This window comes from Oscillospiraceae bacterium MB24-C1, assembly GCA_030913685.1.
Lineage (GTDB): Bacteria > Bacillota > Clostridia > Oscillospirales > Ruminococcaceae > Yanshouia.
Genome location: CP133187.1, coordinates 1,278,723 through 1,297,702 on the forward strand (window position 1 = coordinate 1,278,723; position 18,980 = coordinate 1,297,702).

The window sequence follows — 18,980 nt, forward strand, 5'->3', positions numbered from 1 at the left end:
GGCTACGCCCTATATGGCAAAAGGCGTATTTATAAAAGGCTTAATATGCCTTGGCATTATGCTATTCTGGGGGTTGTTTTTTCTTTTCGGCGCTTCTGCTGTCGTCTTTCGCGGTCCTTCACCCGCGGCACGCGATCTTGCGGTATCAACCCTGATGGAAACAAGCGCCGCCAAGTTTGTGGTTCGTCTTTTTCTTTCGGAAGAGGAAATCGACATAATACTGGCCAAAAATGCTGTGGTAATATCGGATGCGGTAACCGACTCCGATTTGGTGCATATCCCAGATCAAAAGGATCGCTTTAATTTGGATGCTATTACCATTGAGGATGTCTCAGGCCCGACATTTAAGGGGAAAATGATGGTTGTCAACGACCCCGCTCGGCTTTATGTTGCCACACCCGCAGCTTTTGGGTTGGAGAGCGGCGGCCTGCGGGTAGAAGAAATGGTCAAGCGCGATGGTGCTGCCGCCGGCGTCAATGCAGGTGGCTTTGCAGATGAAAACGGTGTAGGCAACGGCGGTACCCCGTTGGGCATTGTCATTCAAAATGGTGTGCTCACCTTCGGCGACCCCGCAGCCCACTCCATCGTTATTGGTTTTGACCGCGAAAACAAACTGGTAGTCGGATCCATGACTGGGGATCAGGCGCTGGCTCGCGGCGTACGCGACGCCGTCAGCTTCATCACCCCGGCGCTGATTGTCAACGGAAAAGCCGCCAATATTCTTGGAACCGGCGGCGGTCTGAATCCGCGCACCGCCATCGGTCAGAGAGCCGACGGTGCAGTGCTATTGCTGGTTATAGACGGCAGGCAGGCGCACAGTATCGGCGCTAATTACAAAGATTTAATCGACGTCATGCTGCAGTATGGCGCCGTCAACGCCGCCAATCTCGACGGTGGTTCTTCCACTTTAATGGTCTATAATGATGAAATTCTCAATGTCTGTGCTTCACTTTACGGATCTCGCAAGCTACCAACTGCCATTTTAGTAAAGCAGGTGGCATCATGAAAACAAAAGTAGCCTCTGAAATCAACTATATTTTTGTTGTTTTTGCGTTGATGTTGCATGCATTTTGCGCTGCGCTGGCCGTCGGTGGCATGGTGCGTGTTTACAATATCGCTTTAGCTTATGAACATTCCCGCCCAGAATATATGGCGCAAAATGTGCTATCACTCTTTGAAGAAAAGCGTTTTGAAGAAATTATAAGTCTGGGTCAGGTGCCGCTTTCTGAGTTAGAAACAGCCGAAAGCTTTGCTCGTGCGGCTCAAAAAAGCTATAACGGCGGCGAGTTTTCAATCTCTCGGAGCGGCGAAAACAGTTGGCAGATCGACTGCGGCGATAAGCCGGTGGCAACGCTTTTGCTGCACTGCCAAAAAGGCGGTGGTCGTCACGGTATGGATATCTGGAGTACCGAACGACTGGATGTGCTTTCTCCCACACCGCAAAGCTATACGATACAGACGCCACCATCTGTACACTTATTTGTCAACGGCGTTGAACCGGATGACAGCGTGCTTGTGACGGATACCCAAACCACAAGCCCATTTGGCACACTGCCGGATGCACTCGCTCCAGCAGCAGCTAAGGTCTATCGATTTGATGGTCTTTTTTTACCCCCGGAGGTTACGGCTTCCGCCAACAACGGCGTCGCCTGTTCAGTCTCACAGTTTGAAAACAGCATTTCGGTCTGTCTTTCGCCCAGCGAACAGGTGATTGCACAGCTGTCTGAGTTCGGTGAACAGGCGGCTTGCGCCTACGCCAAATACATCACCAATGATGCCACGCTGGATGAGGTGCTGCCATTTTTCTTGCCCGAATCGAGCTATTACACTCATTTGAGGCAGTTTTATAACGGCTGGTATAATGCGCACGACCAATATGCTTTTAAAAATGCTAAATTTTCCAACTGGAGCGCCTTTGATGATCGACATGTTTCTTGTGATATTTCATTTGATTATTGGATCAAGATGAGCCGTCATGAATATACATACCCATCAAAATACACGATGTATTTTGTGTTAGGCAATAATGGTTGGCGGGTGGCTAATCTCGTAGTGCTCTAAAATAATACAATTTTAAAAACAGCGCCGCTCAATGAAATGAGGGGCGCTATCATTTTCATCAGCACTATAAGTGCTACTACAGGTACCGTTTTTCATATGCAAAACACCCCAGCGCAATAAGGCAGAATTTGGGTATAAAAAACTAATGTGTAGTCAAAAATTTCCAACGATAAAGCGCTTTTGCTTGTTATCGGCCGGATTCGTATTTTTGCTCAGCCGACATCTGTATTTTTAGAATATAAACCTTTGGAATCTTAGTTTCTCATCTCCGTTATGCGCGTCAATATTAGAGCGGAAATGGCTGTAAACTTATCGATTATGTTGAAATAGCTAGATTACCTGACGGAACATGGCATTTTGTTTGTAATATATTCCTTTTTCACTTTTCATAGGATTTAAATTGTGCTATACTTATTTGCGTTAAATGCCTTTATAACGGCTGATAGAAAATTTCATTATGAGGTGAAGCAAAACTATGGCAAAGAACCGTATGGCAAAAAAGTCGCCTATGTCCTCCATCGTCATCGTCGCCCTTGCACTGCTGATATTCATTGTAGCTGTCAGCATCGGGGTATCGCTTTTGAAGAAAAGTGACGTCACTGAGAAACCCTCCTCCAGTACATCGGAATCGATCAGTGAACCTTCGTCCTCTTCTGATGTATCTGAGAGCGAACCCGAATCCTCCTCTTCTAGCGAGAGCGAGCCCGCTTCCTCTTCTGAAGCATCTTCCTCCTCTCCAGCATCCTCGAGCAACGTCGCAACCTCTTCTTCCAAGGCATCTTCCTCCACAGCAGCTGTTTCCAACACTCTGCCAGCAACGTTTGACCCTACTATCATGGGCGCCAGCGGCAAGGCCAATATTCCAAGCTACAAGCAAATTAACGCCGATGTTAAGGCCTGGCTCAAGATTCCGGGCACCAACATTAACTACCCTGTTTTGCAAAGCGCCAGCGGTTATAACCCTCATTACTATTTGGATAAAAATATTTATCGGCAGACCAGCCGAGATGGTGTGATTTACGCCGGTTCTACCTGTAAATTTGGAACCGGATCTGCCGGTCTCTCTAAAAACACCGTGCTGTTTGGTCATAACTGGACCAACTACTCGGCAGCACCGCGTATTGGCAATGCCAGCGATGTGATGTTTGGGCAGTTGGCTGCCTATCACTATCTCAACTTTGCCAAAGCCTACCCCTACCTCTGGTTCTCTACCGAGTCACAGGAGATGACCTGGGTGATTTTTGCAGCTTTCTATACCGACGTTTCGTTTAACTACATTGAGCCCAACCCCACTGACGCGGGCTTTTCCGCCATCATCAGCGGCGCCAAGGCACGTAGCCGACACAACTTTAATATTGAGGTTTCCACCAGCGATAAGATCTTAACCATGTCCACCTGCACCAGAGCATACGGCTCAAGCGACAAGCAGCGCTTTGTTGTCATGGCTCGTCTGTTGCGCAGCGGCGAGACCCTAAAGGAAGTCGGTGTTACCACCAATCCCAACCCCGTTCTTCCGAATCTTTAAGAGGTGAAATAATATGATATATCGTCATTCTGAACGCCAGGCCACTGTTGTTCCTGCGCAGAAAGCAGGCACGCCAGATTTTAACAAGCTTGAGATTACGCCGGCAAAAGACCTGCTCGGCGCTGGGAAATTACTTTCTCAGATTACGCTGCCACCTGGGGCACTGATTGCCGAACACGCCCACAACGACGAATATGAGGTTTATCTTATTATGGCCGGTGAAGGTGAATATCACGACAACGGCACCGTCGTCAAGGTTTTTCCAGGGGATGTTGCCCTCTGCCGCAGCGGTGAAAAGCACTGCCTGATCAATACCAGCAACAGCGATTTGACCTTTATGGCGTTTATCGGTTTTCCAAACCCCGAAAAGCAGTAATTTTTATAAAAATTAAAAAACAAGCGCTGCTGCGGAAATTAAATTTCGCAGCAGCGCTTTTCTCTGGTATTTTTAAACGCATTTTTTCGCCGTACATTACATGCATTATTGCAGGATGATCAAACATTTTTAGGTCAAACTTTTAAAGGGTTGTCGCTACAACAATTTGCAACTTTCATCCATTAGGTCTGACAAATTTCTATCTAAATCACATCTTTTCTTTGTGCATTAACGAAAATTTGCAGTTTTTCAATACATTTTGGTCAAAATAGTTGCGAAACGAGTTTTGTTTTGGTATGATGTTGTGCAGCAAGAAACACGCGGCTAAAAAATTAGTTCGCGTTTTTTGAAAAGGAGGGGATCACATGGCGCGCCATCTGAAGACGAGGATTTCGATTTCGTTGTCTGTGCTATTCTTTCCCCATTTTTCCTGCCGGCATCTTGGCTTTCTTTTTTAAAGCCATAGATGCTTTTTTTATGGGCTGAGGCAACTAGGTTTTCCTTCGGCTTAGAATGTTTAAAACTCAACGCATTTTTGCCAAAAGGGCGCATCAGATCCGTATATCGGAAACGCTGAAAGTGGCGGTCAGGTGACCGCTGGGCTTCCCTTATGTAAAAATGTTGTAAATTGAGATAGAAAAGGAGAAATTTTGATGAGTGAACAAATGAAAGTCATCGGCAATGAGGGTCTTTTCGACGCCCGACAGCTCGGCTGGCCCAAAATGCTGATTCTCGGAATCCAACACACCTTTGCCATGTTCGGTGCCACTGTTTTGGTGCCGCTGCTCACTGGTCTTGACGTTTCTACCACGCTGCTGATGGCCGGCTTGGGCACACTGTTGTTTCACTTTCTTACTAAGGGTAAGGTGCCGGTCTTTCTTGGTTCCTCTTTTGCCTTTTTAGGCGGCTACTTCGCTGTCGCACCAATGATCGACGGCAAGCCCAACGTAGAAATGCTACCTTACGCCTGTGGCGGCGTGTTTTGCGCGGGCATAGTCTATGTTTTATGCTCAGCGTTCATTCGCGCATTTGGTGCCAAAAAGGTTATGCGCTACTTCCCGCCGGTTGTCACCGGTCCCATCATCATTTCCATTGGTCTGATTCTTGCGCCTTCAGCCGTTAAAAACTGTTCCTCCAACTGGTTGCTTGCATTTATCGCGCTGGGCACAATCATCGTCTGCAACATTTGGGGTAAGGGCATGGTTAAAATCGTCCCCATTATTTTAGGTATTATTGTTTCTTATATCGTTGCTCTGCTGACCAATGCGGTCGATTTTACGGCCGTGGTCGCCGAGGATCGTATCATCGCCATGGCACCTTTGATGCTGGCAAAGTTTGATGCTTCGTCCATCATCACCATAATGCCGATCGCACTTGCTACTATGATGGAGCATATCGGTGATATCTCGGCCATTTCCGCTACGACCGGCAAAAATTATATCCACGAGCCTGGACTACACCGCACACTGCTTGGTGACGGCCTTGCCACTTCGCTCTCCGCTCTATTTGGCGGCCCTGCTAACACTACCTACGGCGAGAATACTGGCGTTCTGGCGCTCACCAAGGTTTATGATCCCCGCGTTGTCCGAATCGCGGCTGTTTCGGCGGTATTGCTCTCCTTCTTTCCCAAATTTGCCGATTTGGTCAACACCATTCCCGTTGCAATCATTGGCGGCGTTTCGCTGATTCTTTACGGCATGATTTCTGCCATCGGCATACGTAATGTCGTTGAAAATCAGGTCGATTTCACCGTCTCGCGCAACCTGATTATCGCCGCGGTCATTCTGGTGTCGGCGCTGGGCTTTAATGCGATTGGCGGCATCACCTTTACCCTTGCAGGTGCTTCGGTTACCCTTTCGGGTCTGGCACTTGCTGCAATCGCTGGTATTGCTTTAAATGCGATTCTGCCCGGAAATTCTTACGAGTTTAATGCGCCCTCAGAGGGTAGCCAGGCCGTCATTTTTAAAGTTTAATCAATGTTTTAAGCCGCCGAATTTTCGGCGGCTTTTACTTATCTGAAATTTTGTTGCGCCAATATTTTTGTTGGAGTCTGTGCTCATTTTGTCACCTTAGGTGACACATACAAAATTCACTTTCACCAAAAGCTCTGAAGTCTCCGCAATTTTCAGTATCTCGACTTTTGAGTTGTCAAGACGTTGGAAAAGCCAACTGCATTTTTTTATAAAATCGGGTCATGATATAATTGACATTTTCATTATATAAAGCTATACTATATCAAATAAAAGGGAGTAGCTTGCATCATTTTTTTGATGTAGCGTAGCGCGTCAGTACGAGGGGAAAGCCTTCCGCGCACGAATTAAAAAGCAAGACTTTTGTCGCATGTGGTGGCAAAAGTCTTTTTTGTTGGCCACAAGTAAACAACAATATGCGGAAAGAGGAATTGCAATGATAATCCTAGAGAATCTAATTGCGGTTACGCCACAACAGGTCATTATGTGGATCATCGGCGGCCTGCTAATCTACCTCGCGATCAAAAAGGGGATGGAGCCCACGCTGTTGCTGCCAATGGGTTTTGGCGCGATTTTAGTCAACCTGCCCTTCTCAGGGGTCATCGACCAGTTCTATAACGGCGAACTGGAAGAGGGCGCAATCGATGTACTGTTCCGAGCAGGTATCTCCAATGAGCTGTTCCCGCTGCTGCTGTTTATCGGCATCGGGGCGATGATCGATTTTGGCCCGCTGCTCTCAAACCCCAAGATGCTACTATTCGGTGCCGCGGCGCAGTTTGGCATATTTTTTACCCTCGGCTTTGCCGTCCTTCTGGGCTTTGATTTGAAGGACGCCGCGTCTATCGGTATAATCGGTGCGGCCGACGGCCCCACCGCTATTGTCGTGGCAAACTTCTTTCAGAGCAATTACATCGGCGCAATCATGGTGGCCGCGTACTCCTACATGGCGCTGGTGCCGATTGTACAACCGCCGATTATTCGCATCATCACCACCAAGTCTGAGCGCCGTATCCGTATGAAATATGCGCCGGACAGTGTCTCCCAGCGGGTAAAAATTCTATTCCCAATCATTGTTACTATAATCGCGGGCATCGCCGCACCCCGCTCAGTTGCTCTCATCGGTTTTTTGATGTTCGGCAATCTGGTGCGCGAATGCGGTGTTCTCGGCAGTTTGTCGCAGACGGCTCAGGATGTTTTGGCCAACCTTATTACGCTGTTTTTAGGCTTGACTGTGGCTTCCAAAATGCGCGCTGACCTATTTGTTACCCCTCAGACATTAATGATTTTAGGTCTTGGTTTGGTCGCCTTCATCTTTGACACGGTGGGCGGTGTGTTGTTTGCCAAGGTACTAAACCTCTTCTTAAAAGATAAAATTAATCCCATGATCGGCGCAGCCGGCATCAGCGCCTTCCCCATGTCGGCTCGTGTCATACACAAAATGGGTCAGCAGGAGGATAACCAAAACTTTTTGCTCATGCATGCCATTGGCGCAAACGTCTCGGGGCAAATTGCTTCGGTCATTGCGGGCGGTATGATTTTGAGCCTGGTCGCGCGATAAGGAGGGCATAAATAAATGAATGTTCAAGCTTTAATAGATGTGTTGCCGCTTGCCGGGCAAGGTATGGCCGGTGTCTTTCTCGTCATTGTTTTGATATGGCTGTCGATTGTAGCACTCACTAAGTTTTTTAAATAAAATAAGTTGCATAGGGTATTGAGCGAGCCCGCCCCCCCTGCGATACCAATTACAATTAACTAAAAGAACCGCAATAAGTGAGCCTTCACTTTTGCGGTTCTTTATTTATTTCTTCTCCGTGTTACGCTTGTCAGCGGTGCGTTAACATCAATAGTTTAAGCAAAATCTTCGCTGAGCCCCATCTTTCGGTAGAGTGTTGTCAAACTGATACCCAACCGCTGTGCGATCTCCTTTTTGGCGCGAAGTGAGTCCCCCGCCTGCAATAGTTCGCGTTCAATCACAGCACGTTCAAATTCCCTGAGTTGCTCAGCCAGCGTCAGGTCGCTCTTTCTTGAAAGCGATAGTTTTTCACAAATGCACTCGGTCGTGACATACCGCCCACGCTCAAACAACACGGCATATTCCACGATATTTCGAAGCTCTCGAATATTTCCAGGAAAGTCGTACCGCTGCAAAAGCTGTGCGCAAGAGTCGGTAAAGCCCGCGATATCCTTCTGATAAACGCTGCAATAACGCTTTAAGAATACGTTTGCCAGCAGCATAATATCCCCACCACGTTCACGCAGTGGCGGGATGTGAATCGGCACCACGTTTAAGCGATAAAACAAGTCTTTTCGAAAATTCTTTTCCTCCAGCAATTGATGTAGGTCAGATTGCGCTGCTGAAATCACGCGTGGATTGACTCGCAGTGGACGCGACCCGCCCACGCGCATGATTTCCTTTTCTTCGATGGTGCGCAACAGCTTAATCTGCATCGAAAGGGGAATATCGCCTACTTCGTCCAGAAACAGCGTACCATTTTTGCATATTTCAAGCAGTCCAAGCTTTCCAGAGGTGGCAGCACCAGTAAATGCTCCTTTTTCATAGCCGAAAAGCTCACTCTCAATCAGCGCATCTGGTATCGCGCTGCAGTTTATCGGCATAAACACGTCACTTTTGCGGCGGCTGGCAAAGTGAATGGCGCGGGCAAACACCTCCTTGCCAACGCCAGTCTCGCCGTAAAGAAACACCGAAGCGTCGGTTCCGGCAACCTCTTGTGCCTGACTACGTGCCCGGCTTAACACCTCACTCTCGCCGATAATGGCCGAAAAGTTAACTACTTCACTTTTGCGCTCAGCCTGTAGCACCGAAGCCTGCATTTTTCCAAAATCAGAAAATACCAACACGACGCCGACCTGCTGCTTGCGTAAAAATATTGGGTTCGCGCTGATAATATAATCATCTCCGGCCAACCGCACCGGGCCAAATTCACCCTCAAATCCTTTGTTGCGCATCCATTCGGCATTTTTCTTTCCCACTAGCATTTCAAAATTGGGAATGGTGTGAGCCGAGAACCCCAGTCTATCCATCAAATAGCGGTTTATCGTCACAGGGCTGCCGTTTTCCGACAAAATGACAATACCACGGTCGATGGCATTGATGAGCGTGTCCAGCTCGGAGGACTGATGTTCGGCCAGCATGCCGTAGCGATGCTCATTGAGCATCGAGGATATAATGAGTGAAAGCTGATTTTCAAACTGAATATAGTTCTTGAAATTTCTCACAAAATTATCGCGTGCATGCTCTGAAAAAGCGCATATTCCCAGCACACCGATTGTTTTGCCGCCCAGCTTTATCGGTATGCATAGCTCAGCTAGCTCACCACAGCGGCCGAATTTACTGCACCCGCGGCAGACTGGGTTGTCGTCTGGATCGCTGATATAATACTGTTTACCGGTAGCAAGACAATGTGAAAACGCCGAGTTTTCGGGCACCGGACTGCCATGCTCAAGCGAAAGTCGTCCCGTCCCGGCCATGCGGCTAAGGTTATGATCCACAATGGTGATATCGATGTTGGCCACTGCACACATGGCATCCACAATATGTTGAAGCTCCGGCTGAATGCTTTTTAAAATGCTCATGACAATTGCCTCCTGGCACCAATATTTTTAGTCCTTTACAGCGCTGTTTGTTAATTTAATTCTATCAGTAGGGTGTTGCTTTGTCCATATAATTGATTATCAATTATGATAATAATTTTACTATATATGAAAATTATTCAATTCTTTCTTTGCGAATATTAAATTATGATGTACAATATAAAAGTCCTTTTGCCGAAGTATAAATTTTTTATTGCCGAATATTTTATTAAAAACGGCCTTTGGCGCGGTTTCTACAAATTTTCCTCAGCTCTTTCTACCGATTGGCATGATTTTTGCAGTAACAATCTATGTATCCGCATAAAAATCATTAAATCGGGAGGGTATACCATGCAAGATTATAACCTTGCTATACAAATCCTTAAAAATCAGGTTACACCGGCCCTTGGTTGCACCGAACCAGGCGCAGTGGCGCTGGCTGTCGCCAGAGCAAAGGAGCTTTTGGGAGAGTCGCCGACACAGGTTACGATACAGGTTGATAAAAACGTTCTCAAAAACGGTATGGATGTTGGCATTCCCGGAACAAACGAGCACGGCATTGTCTTTGCGGCAGCGCTGGCGTTGGTGATCGGAAAGTCGGAATACGGACTGGAAGTTCTGCGCGACGTGCGCGACGCCGATATTCCCGCCGCGACCGAGCTGTCCGCCAAAAAGATCATTGCACTGTCGCTGGACGAGGCGGCACAGGGCTTGAGCATTAAGGTAGATATGTACGGTGTTACCTCTCAAGCCAAGGTGATCATTCAAAAGCTTCACACCAATATCGTTTATGAAGAAAAGGATGGCAAAGTGTTGCTCGATACCCGCGGTGCCGCACCACAAGCCACTGAGCAAAAGGCCGCCCCAGCAGCCGACCTGCGTAGCCGAATTCAAGAATTCACCATTGCGCAGCTCGTGGCGCTGTGTGACACCGTCCCAGCGGAGGAGATCGCTTTTATTGAGGACGGTATTGTCATGAACCGTCGCATTGCCGAAGCCGGCATCGCCCAGAACTTCGGCATCGGTATGGGCCGCTTCTTTGCGGGCAATGCCGCATCGCCTGCCGAGCGCGCCAAAGCGCTCACTGCTGCCGCCTCCGAGGCCCGCATGGCGGGCTGTCCGCTGCCGGTTATGAGCAGTGCAGGGAGTGGTAACCACGGGCTGGTCGCCATTTTGCCTATCGCCATCATCGGCGAAAGTATCGGCTGCCAAAAGGAAAAAATTCTGCGTGCCGTGGCCTTGAGCCATCTGGTTACAATCTATGTCAAGTCCTACCTCGGTTCGCTTTCCCCCGTGTGCGGCTGCGGTGTGGCGGCAGGTGTGGGTTGTGCCGCCGGTCTTGTTTATCTGCGAGATGGGGGTACACAGCAGGTCTGTGACGCTATCAACAATATGGTCGCGGGTATCTCCGGTATGATTTGCGATGGTGCAAAGCTAGGCTGCTCTTATAAGCTTTCTATTGCCTCCGACGCTGCGGTTGATGCGGCAGGCATGGCCCTACAAGGAATTTCTATTCCTGCTAATAACGGTATTCTGGGCGCAACTGCCGAGGACACAATTCAAAACCTCGCGCAGGTTTCAAATATTGGCATGAGTAACACGGATAATATTATTCTCGACGTCATGCTGCATAAGTGTATCTAGTCTAAAAGTAGGTCCTATCTCACGACAATTCCCTCTTTTACGCGATATATAAGTCCGCGCTGCGGGGCGATTTCATGCCCGACGACAAGCAACAGCACACGGGCATCTAAAGCTCGAGCTTATTCTTCTCCCTTGCACAGACTTGACTGCCTGCATTTGCAGAACCACAATGCCGACAGTCCTTTTGTGGGACGTAATGCTGCGCTACGCGCGATGCGCTTTGAGGCGGCATACGCAATAGACAACTAGATTTTAGAGGAGGAACGCACATGAACAGTTTGTTAGCATTTTTGGTTCTGGCCGCCATTTATTACATAGGCGAGTTCATTGGAACCAAAACCAAGGCCTGGATACCATCGGTGTTCGTCATTGCCTGTCTATTCCTGCTGGGTTTCTGGACCTTCTTCCCGAAGGACATCGTCGCCCTAGCCGGTATGGGGCCACCCCTCGGCGGTTTGATCGTCATCATGCTATGCATCACCCACATGGGTACCATTATCAGCATCAAGCAGTTGCTTGAACAGTGGAAAATTATCTGCATTACCCTCGCCGGTCTGATCGGTATGGTCGTGCTTTGCTGGTTTGTGGCAATGCCTATTGCCGGCCGCGAATATGTCATCGCAGGGCTTCCGCCCCTCACCGGTGGTATTGTCGCCGCAACCATGATGCAGGCTGCTGCCGCTGAAAAGGGCCTGATGACTGCATCGGTGCTGGCAATTGCCATGTACTGCATTCAGGGTTTTGTCGGTTACCCTCTCACCGCTATTCTGCTTAAAAAGGAAGGCCGTAAACTGTTGGCCTCCTTCCGCAAGGGCGAAGTCAAGGCCGCTATCGCTACGGGTGGCGTCGATTCCGACGCCGGCAACATGAAGGTAGAAGAGGCTCCCAAGAAGCGCCTGATTCCCCCCATGCCAGAAAAATATTCCTCGACGGCATTCATCCTGTTGAAGTTACTGGCCGTCGCCTATCTGGCCAACCGTCTTTCGGCACTCACCGGCGGCAAGGTCAATCAAGCGGTTATCACTCTAATCCTCGGCATCGTGTTCACCGAAATCGGATTTTTGGATAAAAACTCGCTGCAAAAAGCAGGTTCCTACGGCTTTTTGATGTTCGTGCTGATGATTTACGTTTTTGACGGCCTGAAGAACGCCACACCCGAAATGCTGGCCTCCTGCATAGGCCCAATGCTTATTATCATCGTCATAGGCGTATTCGGCATGGGCGTACTCTCCATCGTTGTCGGCAGATTCCTCGGCGTCAGTTGGGAGATGGCATTTGCCACTTCGCTTACTGCGCTGTACGGCTTCCCCCCCAACTATATTCTCACCGAGGAGTCGGTCAAGGCGTTGGCCGAGAATGAGCAGGAACACAAATATCTCATGGATATGATGCTTCCCCAGATGATCGTTGGCGGTTTTGTAACCGTTACAATAACCTCCGTCGTCATCGCCGGAATCTTTGTAAATCTGTTGTAATTGCATTGGGCGCGGCGGTGCTGCCATAAAGGCGCGTTTCGCCGCGCTCTTCATTTAATACTTTTAGAAAGGAAATTATGCAGATGGATATTAAACAACTGGCTGAAAAATACGACGATTATATCATCGAGCAGCGCCGATATTTTCATGCACATCCCGAGCTTTCTTTTGAAGAGGTTGAGACTACCAAGGCTCTGTGCGAGAGACTTGCGGATATGGGCATTCCGGTAACCACTTTCCCGGATTACAACGGTCTCGTCGGACACATCAAGGGCGGAAAACCGGGCAAAACCGTCATGCTGCGCGCCGATATTGATGCATTACCGAGCGTCGAAACCACTGGCCTGCCCTTTGCTTCTCAGAACGAAGGTAAAATGCATGCCTGTGGACATGACGCGCATATTTCAATGCTACTTGGCGCGGCAAAGATTCTTAACGACGTCAAGGATGAGCTTTGCGGCGATGTCGAGATCTTTTTCCAAGCTGCCGAGGAATCCTGCTACGGCGCAATATATTATGTAGACAACGGCGTACTCGATAACGTGGACGCTATCTTTGGTATGCACATCTGGGGCACGCTGAAAGCCCCGCTCATGAGCCTTGAGTCGGGCGGGCGTATGGCCTCCTGTGACAACTTTAAAATCACCATTGAGGGCACCAGCTCACACGGGTCGGCCCCGCATCTGGGCAATGACGCCATTGTCGCGGCAGCCTCGGTGATTATGAACCTGCAAACCTTTGTTAGCCGCGTCAATGATCCACTTAACACGCTGGTGGTGTCCATCGGCACCGTCAAGGGCGGGCAACGCTTTAACATCATCGGCAACCACGTCGAGATGGAAGGCACCATACGCACCTACTCGCGTGAATTCCGCACTACCATCAAAGAAAAAATAGAGAAGATTATCACCTGTACCGCCGAAGCGCTCGGTTGCAAGGCAACGCTGGACTATCGGGCTTATCTTGGCCCGGTCATCAACGACCATGACGATCTTACCCGCATCGCGCGCGACGCCGCGATTAAGCTTTATGGCGAAGAAATTCTCACCACCATGCCCAAACTGACCGGCTCAGAAGATTTTGCTGTTCTTATGGAGAAGGTGCCCGGTTTCTATGGTTTCATCGGAGCGCTCAATCCCGAAAAAGGCATCATCTATTCCAACCATAATGATAAATTCACCGTGGATGAGGATGCTCTGCATCATGGTGCAGCGCTGTATGCGCAGTTCGCAGTCGATTTTCTTGCTGAAAAAGCAAATGAAAAGTGAGGTTTCTCCATGGTTAACATCAAGGATCTTTCCGAAAAATATGACGGCTATATCATTGAACAGCGTCGTCATTTTCATGCCCATCCCGAACTACCTTTGCAAGAGGTGAACACCACTGCCGATATCGTTGAACGTTTGAATGCTATTGACGGCATCGAAGTCTTAACCCATGAGGGGTTAACCGGCTGCATCGGCATATTAAAGGGTGCAAAACCAGGCAAAACCGTCGTTCTGCGTGCTGACATCGATGGCTTGCCCGTCAACGAGCAGACCGGCCTGCCCTTCGCCTCTAAAAACCCTGGTAAGATGCATGCTTGCGGCCACGACTGCCACATTTCAATGCAGCTCGGCGCCGCCAAAATTCTTTCGGAGCTGAGAAACGAGCTGGCTGGAACAGTCAAGTTCTTCTTCCAGCCCGCTGAAGAAGTGGCTCAGGGCGCCAAGCAATATATTTCAAAGGGTTTGATGAAAGATGTGGATGCCGTGTTTGGCATGCACATTTGGTCGCAGGTAGATGCCCCCCGCTTCAGTTTACAGCACGGTGAGCGTATGGCTTCGGCTGACGCTTTCACACTGACGGTCAAGGGCAAGGCTGCCCACGGCTCGGCCCCGCATCTAGGCAATGATGCCATTGTGGCTGCCGCCGCCATTATCATGAACCTGCAGTCGGTTGCCAGCCGCGCCAACGACCCGCTCAATGCACTGGTGGTCACCATCGGCACCTTTGACGGCGGACAACGCTTTAACATCGTCGCCGATAAGGTTAGCATGGACGGCACAGTACGTACTTTCAGCCGCGCGTTTCGCGACACCGTCGAGGAGCGTATCCGCAGTATTGCTGAACAAACTGCGGCCTGCTATGGTTGCACAGCGGAACTTGAGTATAATTACCTGTGCAACGCCGTCATCAACGACAACGCGGAGTTGGTGGAGATAGGGCGTAACGCTGCTACCAAACTTTTTGGTGATGACATTCTCGTCGACTTTGAAAAGCTAACCGGATCGGAGGACTTCTCCTTCCTTATGGACGAAGCCCCCGGCATTTATGGGTTCCTCGGCGCGCGTAGCGACAAGGTGCCCGGTTCTGAACTTTCTAACCATCACGAATGCTTTACAGTGGATGAAGATGCCCTGCACCACGGTTCAGCCATTGCAGCGCAGTTTGCCTATGACTTTTTAAACCAGTAATATCATCCATCATAAAAAGGGGACCTTGGCAAAATGATTGCCCAGGCCCTCTTTTAATTTAGCGTAATTACAAACAAAATGCAAAGCTGCAAATTTAAAATCCAACCACTGTACTTAAAAAAACTTTCAACCAAAACCCAAAGCAGGCGCAGGCAAAATTAAATTTACCTGCGCCTGCTTTGTTCTCTCATCACATCTTTATTTAATTGTTTCCATTGCCTTTTTAGCAAAGGTGGTGTTCACCAGTTTATCATAATCGACGCGGCCGCTCAACTCACCTGCCTGCTCCATCACCGTCTGCAGGCGGTCGAGCGCATCTGGCACCAACAGCGGGTCGCTCATGAAGGCGTCAATGTCAGCGTGACGCTGGCAAACTGTTTCAAGTAGTGCCAAATCGGTATCGGGGAAGAACTCGGAAATCGCCTCGGCCACCTCGGCTGCGGAATGGTTCTTCACCCAAAGTTGGCCCTTATAGATGGCGTTGGTAAAGCGTTGAATCACATCGGGGTTCTTTTCGATATAGCTCTTGGTCGCATAATAGCATGTATAGGGAATTTCGCCTGAGAGCTCGCCGATAGAAGCCAGAATATGACCCTTGCCCTCGCGCACAACCGAGGAAGCGGTCGGCTCAAACAGCGTGACATAATCGCCCTGTCCACCGGTGAAAGCGCCAGCCATCAGCGCAAATTGCACGCTGGAGTCGACATTCAAGTCTTTTGTCGGATCAAGACCCTGTTTTCTCAGGACGTATTGCAGCGTCATAAGCGGCACACCGCCCTTGCGCCCACCGAGGAGATGCGAACCCTTGAGCTTATCAAAAGTAAATTTGTCGTCAGGCTTGCGCCCAATCAGGAACGAACCATCGCGCTTGGTCAGCTGAGCAAACACCATCGGATAATCGGCCTTGCCCTCTTTTAAGACATAGATAGCGGCCTCAGGCCCTGAGAAGCCAATATCCACCTGACCGGAGACGACCGCAGTCATAACTTTGTCGGCACCCTGTCCGTTGATCAGCTCAACATCCAGTCCCTCTTCTTTAAAAAACCCCTGAGAGATTGCTACATACTGCGGCGCATAGAACACCGAGTGGGTCACTTCACTCACAGTAATTTTTGTCAATTCCTTCTGGTTGTTTGTAGGTTTTGTCTGACAGCCTGCAAACAACGCGGCGGTAACACCCATCGCCAGCATCACCGAAATCACTCTGCTTTTCATTGACCTACCTCCAATTATTAATGTGCTGCCCGGCACTCAGCGCACGGCCCCCCTACGCCGGGAAAGCAGCTTTTCTATATACTGTATGCAAAAGTACATCAAAGTGGCAATAAAAGATAAAATTACTACGCTCGCCATTACAAGATCGAGCTGAAAAACCTGACTGCCATAGACGATGAGATAGCCCAACCCGGCCTTGGAAATCAAAAATTCACCGACAATGACGCCGACCCACGACATGCCAACGTTAACTTTAAGTGAGCCGATAATGGTTGGCAGATTGGCGGGTAGTACCACTTTTCTTAGTACCTGTAATTTACCCGCACCAAAGGTTTGCACCAAGCGAATCATATCAGGGTCGGTAGAAACAAAGCCACCGAGTACCTCAAGCACTGTAACCACCAACGAAATGGAAAGCGCAATAACCACAATTGCCATCGGGCGTGCGCCGATCCACACAATAAAAATAGGTCCGAGTGCGATTTTAGGCAGTGCGTTGAGCACAACGAGATAAGGCTCCAGTACACGACAAAGAAAACTCGAACCCCACAGCACAATGGCGATGATGGTGCCAAGAATCGTCCCGCAGCAAAAACCCGCAATCGCCTCAAGCGTTGTGACCCAGATATGCTGCCACAATTCTCCCCTGGCCGCCAAACGACCAATGCTGAGCATGAACCGCGACGGAGAACTTGTAATAAATGGGTCGATCATACCGGTGCGAGCAGCAATTTCCCAAAAGAAAAGCAGCGAGACCAGCAGGCCTGCCTTTGCAACCCCCACCAGCAGCCGGTCGCGCCGCCGCCTTTTGAGCCACGCCTCGCGCGCGGGCGAAACAGCGTTTTCAGATATGAACATCGATATCCCTCCAGATGCTGTTGAAATAATTGCGGAATTCCGCCCGCTCACGGCATTGCATCGGTGTACCACGTCCCTCAGCAAATTCAATATCATACACCGATTTAATGATGGCCGGCCGTCGCGACAGTACAATGACCCGATCGGACATTGCTACCGCTTCTGAAATATCGTGGGTTACCATCAGCGCCGTCTTTTTTTCATGCCGAATGATGGATGAGATGTCGTCGGAGACAGCCAATCTCGTCTGATAGTCCAATGCTGAAAACGCCTCGTCTAACAATAACAGCTTGGGACGTACGGCAAGGGTGCGAATCAGCGCGGCACGCTGACGCATCCCGCCCGAAAGCTGGCGGGGAAAACTATCCCTAAACTCCCACAGACCGTATGTATGTAATAGATCATCGACATAGGCACAGGCAGCCTTTTTATCCTGACTGCGAATTTCCACACCGAGCAGCACATTCTGGCGTATGGTGCGCCACGGAAACAAGCTGTCCTTTTGCAGCATATAACCAATATTGCCGCCGCCGCTGATGTCAACACGACCCGAAGTGGGGGCAAGCAACCCCGACGCGATGGAGAGCAACGTAGATTTTCCGCAGCCCGAAGGGCCGATGACGCTGACAATCTCCCCCTCGTATACCGAGAAGGATATTTCACGTATTGCTTCTATTTCTCCTTCATCCGACTGATATGTTAAAGAAAGGCGCTCTACCTGCACCACAGGTTCGGGCGCTTTAATCGAATTATCCATGGGCAAAACCTCCTCACAGCATCATATTCCAAAGTATGAAAATGTGTGGCTTTCCCAAAAGGGATAAAATAACTCTATTTGCACTATAAAATATACAAACCGTAGAAACATGGTTAGTTTCTACGGTTTGTGGGGCTGATGTGCGTGACGATCAGCATATAAAACTGGACTTGCTGAAAGGTAACGCCGCTATTCAATTACAAAATCTTCAGAACGAAAGTTAGTGTAATAACGGCCGATTTGCGCTGTAAACTTCAGTACGCAGTAATCTGGATCGGTAACACCTTGAGGATAATAAAGGATATCGCCCTCTCGCCAGATCATTTCCTTGCTGCTTGCATCCTCCAAAACTGCCATGATGCCTTTTAGCATGACCCCTCGGAAAAATCTTTTGTCGCAAAAGTAAATACACGCCTTCGGGTTTTGGCGATATTGCGCGACGCGTATGGACGATGTGTTGGTGGTAAAATAAAATGTCTTGATGCCCTCGCGCCTTCTCGGCAGAAGCATGGCCTTCGTATTAGGAAAACCGTCGCCGTCCAGCGAACTGATAAAAGCGACGTTCTGCTTATCAATCAGATTGCCAATCGTTTGTTGTGCATCTCGCATCATTTTATACTCAATCCTTTCATATGGATCGGTTCAGTGACAAGATATCGGCTCAGTACCTTTCATTCAGCCGACCTCCCATATCTCCCATAAAACCGCACGAGCCTTTATCAGGCCGTATAAGCCTATTCCCCGTGCCAGAACGTTTTGGCAAGGTCAACGCAACCATCCTGCAAAAACGGAACCTGTTCATCCTCTAACAAGCGGCGCTGTTCCTGTGCGCCGCCAAAAGCGAACTCAGGAGCCAGCCGCCCCTCGCGGTTAACCACCCGATGACAGGGTATTTCACCGGGGCGCGGGTTCTGGTGCAACGCCCACCCCACCGCGCGGGCGGCGCGTGGATTACCACAAAGCAGCGCCACCTGCCCGTAAGAAGTCACCCTGCCGCGCGGTATGCGGCAGACCACATCATAGACCTTGTCAAAAAAGCTCTTTTCCTGCAT

At 49.3% G+C, this 18,980-nt stretch carries 17 protein-coding genes; 11 read left to right on the top strand and 6 right to left on the bottom strand.

Annotation, left to right across the window (positions count from 1 at the left end; translation table 11 throughout):
- Nucleotides 1-13 precede the first annotated feature (13 nt).
- The 7 genes from RBH76_06170 to RBH76_06200 all read left to right on the top strand — a co-directional run bounded on the left by RBH76_06170 (nucleotide 14) and on the right by RBH76_06200 (nucleotide 7,625).
- Nucleotides 14-1,006: a phosphodiester glycosidase family protein gene (locus tag RBH76_06170; protein WMJ85000.1), complete on the top strand. Its 993-nt coding sequence runs from the start codon at nucleotides 14-16 to the stop codon at nucleotides 1,004-1,006.
- The gene (locus tag RBH76_06175; GenBank protein WMJ85001.1) at nucleotides 1,003-2,061 is read left to right on the top strand and encodes a hypothetical protein; all 1,059 of its coding nucleotides are present in this window, start codon (nucleotides 1,003-1,005) and stop codon (nucleotides 2,059-2,061) included. The genes RBH76_06170 and RBH76_06175 overlap by 4 nt, the downstream gene beginning before the upstream one ends.
- A gap of 475 nt (nucleotides 2,062-2,536) precedes the next feature.
- Complete coding sequence (locus RBH76_06180; protein ID WMJ85002.1) at nucleotides 2,537-3,586, top strand: class B sortase; 1,050 nt, start codon at nucleotides 2,537-2,539, stop codon at nucleotides 3,584-3,586.
- Nucleotides 3,587-3,599: 13 nt separating this feature from the next.
- Entirely contained in the window at nucleotides 3,600-3,962 is a 363-nt protein-coding gene (locus RBH76_06185) for a cupin domain-containing protein (protein WMJ85003.1), read from the top strand.
- A 653-nt stretch (nucleotides 3,963-4,615) separates the two neighbouring features.
- Nucleotides 4,616-5,935 (top strand): uracil-xanthine permease family protein, encoded by a 1,320-nt coding sequence (locus tag RBH76_06190; protein ID WMJ85004.1) that lies wholly within the window; start codon nucleotides 4,616-4,618, stop codon nucleotides 5,933-5,935.
- A 433-nt stretch (nucleotides 5,936-6,368) separates the two neighbouring features.
- Nucleotides 6,369-7,490 carry a sodium ion-translocating decarboxylase subunit beta gene (locus tag RBH76_06195; protein WMJ85005.1) on the top strand — a complete coding sequence of 374 codons (1,122 nt, stop codon included), beginning with the start codon at nucleotides 6,369-6,371 and terminating at the stop codon, nucleotides 7,488-7,490.
- 15 nt (nucleotides 7,491-7,505) lie between these two features.
- A complete protein-coding gene (locus RBH76_06200) occupies nucleotides 7,506-7,625 on the top strand; it encodes an OadG-related small transporter subunit (protein ID WMJ85006.1) in 120 nt (39 codons plus the stop codon).
- Nucleotides 7,626-7,780: 155 nt separating this feature from the next.
- Here the strand turns inward: RBH76_06200 and RBH76_06205 are convergent, their stop codons facing one another.
- On the bottom strand, nucleotides 7,781-9,526 hold the full coding sequence (locus RBH76_06205) for a sigma 54-interacting transcriptional regulator (protein WMJ85007.1): 1,746 nt from the start codon (nucleotides 9,524-9,526) through the stop codon (nucleotides 7,781-7,783).
- 348 nt (nucleotides 9,527-9,874) lie between these two features.
- On the opposite strand from RBH76_06205, the gene RBH76_06210 reads away from it, so the two are divergent.
- The 4 genes from RBH76_06210 to RBH76_06225 all read left to right on the top strand — a co-directional run bounded on the left by RBH76_06210 (nucleotide 9,875) and on the right by RBH76_06225 (nucleotide 15,098).
- On the top strand, nucleotides 9,875-11,167 hold the full coding sequence (locus RBH76_06210; GenBank protein ID WMJ85008.1) for an L-serine ammonia-lyase, iron-sulfur-dependent, subunit alpha: 1,293 nt from the start codon (nucleotides 9,875-9,877) through the stop codon (nucleotides 11,165-11,167).
- A 269-nt stretch (nucleotides 11,168-11,436) separates the two neighbouring features.
- The gene (locus RBH76_06215; GenBank protein ID WMJ85009.1) at nucleotides 11,437-12,642 is read left to right on the top strand and encodes a hypothetical protein; all 1,206 of its coding nucleotides are present in this window, start codon (nucleotides 11,437-11,439) and stop codon (nucleotides 12,640-12,642) included.
- Nucleotides 12,643-12,725: 83 nt separating this feature from the next.
- Nucleotides 12,726-13,910 carry an amidohydrolase gene (locus RBH76_06220; protein WMJ85010.1) on the top strand — a complete coding sequence of 395 codons (1,185 nt, stop codon included), beginning with the start codon at nucleotides 12,726-12,728 and terminating at the stop codon, nucleotides 13,908-13,910.
- Between the two features lie 9 nt (nucleotides 13,911-13,919).
- Nucleotides 13,920-15,098: an amidohydrolase gene (locus tag RBH76_06225; protein WMJ85011.1), complete on the top strand. Its 1,179-nt coding sequence runs from the start codon at nucleotides 13,920-13,922 to the stop codon at nucleotides 15,096-15,098.
- Between the two features lie 198 nt (nucleotides 15,099-15,296).
- Here the strand turns inward: RBH76_06225 and RBH76_06230 are convergent, their stop codons facing one another.
- The 5 genes from RBH76_06230 to RBH76_06250 all read right to left on the bottom strand — a co-directional run bounded on the left by RBH76_06230 (nucleotide 15,297) and on the right by RBH76_06250 (nucleotide 18,980).
- Nucleotides 15,297-16,313 (bottom strand): ABC transporter substrate-binding protein, encoded by a 1,017-nt coding sequence (locus RBH76_06230; GenBank protein ID WMJ85012.1) that lies wholly within the window; start codon nucleotides 16,311-16,313, stop codon nucleotides 15,297-15,299.
- A gap of 36 nt (nucleotides 16,314-16,349) precedes the next feature.
- Entirely contained in the window at nucleotides 16,350-17,171 is an 822-nt protein-coding gene (locus tag RBH76_06235; GenBank protein WMJ85013.1) for an ABC transporter permease, read from the bottom strand.
- On the bottom strand, nucleotides 17,158-17,928 hold the full coding sequence (locus RBH76_06240; protein WMJ85014.1) for an ABC transporter ATP-binding protein: 771 nt from the start codon (nucleotides 17,926-17,928) through the stop codon (nucleotides 17,158-17,160). Before RBH76_06240 ends, RBH76_06235 begins: the two co-directional genes overlap by 14 nt.
- 189 nt (nucleotides 17,929-18,117) lie before the next feature.
- Nucleotides 18,118-18,540, bottom strand: coding sequence for a pyridoxamine 5'-phosphate oxidase family protein (locus RBH76_06245; GenBank protein ID WMJ85015.1), 423 nt, complete (start codon nucleotides 18,538-18,540; stop codon nucleotides 18,118-18,120).
- A gap of 122 nt (nucleotides 18,541-18,662) precedes the next feature.
- Complete coding sequence (locus RBH76_06250; GenBank protein ID WMJ85212.1) at nucleotides 18,663-18,980, bottom strand: MGMT family protein; 318 nt, start codon at nucleotides 18,978-18,980, stop codon at nucleotides 18,663-18,665.

Bases quoted from the DNA above. Each gene is read 5' to 3' on its own strand.
- RBH76_06170 (WMJ85000.1), top strand. From the start codon at position 14: ATGGCAAAAGGCGTATTTATAAAAGGCTTAATATGCCTTGGCATTATG.
- RBH76_06220 (WMJ85010.1), top strand. From the start codon at position 12,726: ATGGATATTAAACAACTGGCTGAAAAATACGACGATTATATCATCGAG.
- RBH76_06185 (WMJ85003.1), top strand. From the start codon at position 3,600: ATGATATATCGTCATTCTGAACGCCAGGCCACTGTTGTTCCTGCGCAG.
- RBH76_06205 (WMJ85007.1), bottom strand. From the start codon at position 9,526: ATGAGCATTTTAAAAAGCATTCAGCCGGAGCTTCAACATATTGTGGAT.
- RBH76_06195 (WMJ85005.1), top strand. From the start codon at position 6,369: ATGATAATCCTAGAGAATCTAATTGCGGTTACGCCACAACAGGTCATT.
- RBH76_06250 (WMJ85212.1), bottom strand. From the start codon at position 18,980: ATGCAGGAAAAGAGCTTTTTTGACAAGGTCTATGATGTGGTCTGCCGC.
- RBH76_06245 (WMJ85015.1), bottom strand. From the start codon at position 18,540: ATGATGCGAGATGCACAACAAACGATTGGCAATCTGATTGATAAGCAG.
- RBH76_06175 (WMJ85001.1), top strand. From the start codon at position 1,003: ATGAAAACAAAAGTAGCCTCTGAAATCAACTATATTTTTGTTGTTTTT.
- RBH76_06235 (WMJ85013.1), bottom strand. From the start codon at position 17,171: ATGTTCATATCTGAAAACGCTGTTTCGCCCGCGCGCGAGGCGTGGCTC.
- RBH76_06225 (WMJ85011.1), top strand. From the start codon at position 13,920: ATGGTTAACATCAAGGATCTTTCCGAAAAATATGACGGCTATATCATT.
- RBH76_06180 (WMJ85002.1), top strand. From the start codon at position 2,537: ATGGCAAAGAACCGTATGGCAAAAAAGTCGCCTATGTCCTCCATCGTC.
- RBH76_06210 (WMJ85008.1), top strand. From the start codon at position 9,875: ATGCAAGATTATAACCTTGCTATACAAATCCTTAAAAATCAGGTTACA.
- RBH76_06240 (WMJ85014.1), bottom strand. From the start codon at position 17,928: ATGGATAATTCGATTAAAGCGCCCGAACCTGTGGTGCAGGTAGAGCGC.
- RBH76_06215 (WMJ85009.1), top strand. From the start codon at position 11,437: ATGAACAGTTTGTTAGCATTTTTGGTTCTGGCCGCCATTTATTACATA.
- RBH76_06190 (WMJ85004.1), top strand. From the start codon at position 4,616: ATGAGTGAACAAATGAAAGTCATCGGCAATGAGGGTCTTTTCGACGCC.
- RBH76_06230 (WMJ85012.1), bottom strand. From the start codon at position 16,313: ATGAAAAGCAGAGTGATTTCGGTGATGCTGGCGATGGGTGTTACCGCC.
- RBH76_06200 (WMJ85006.1), top strand. From the start codon at position 7,506: ATGAATGTTCAAGCTTTAATAGATGTGTTGCCGCTTGCCGGGCAAGGT.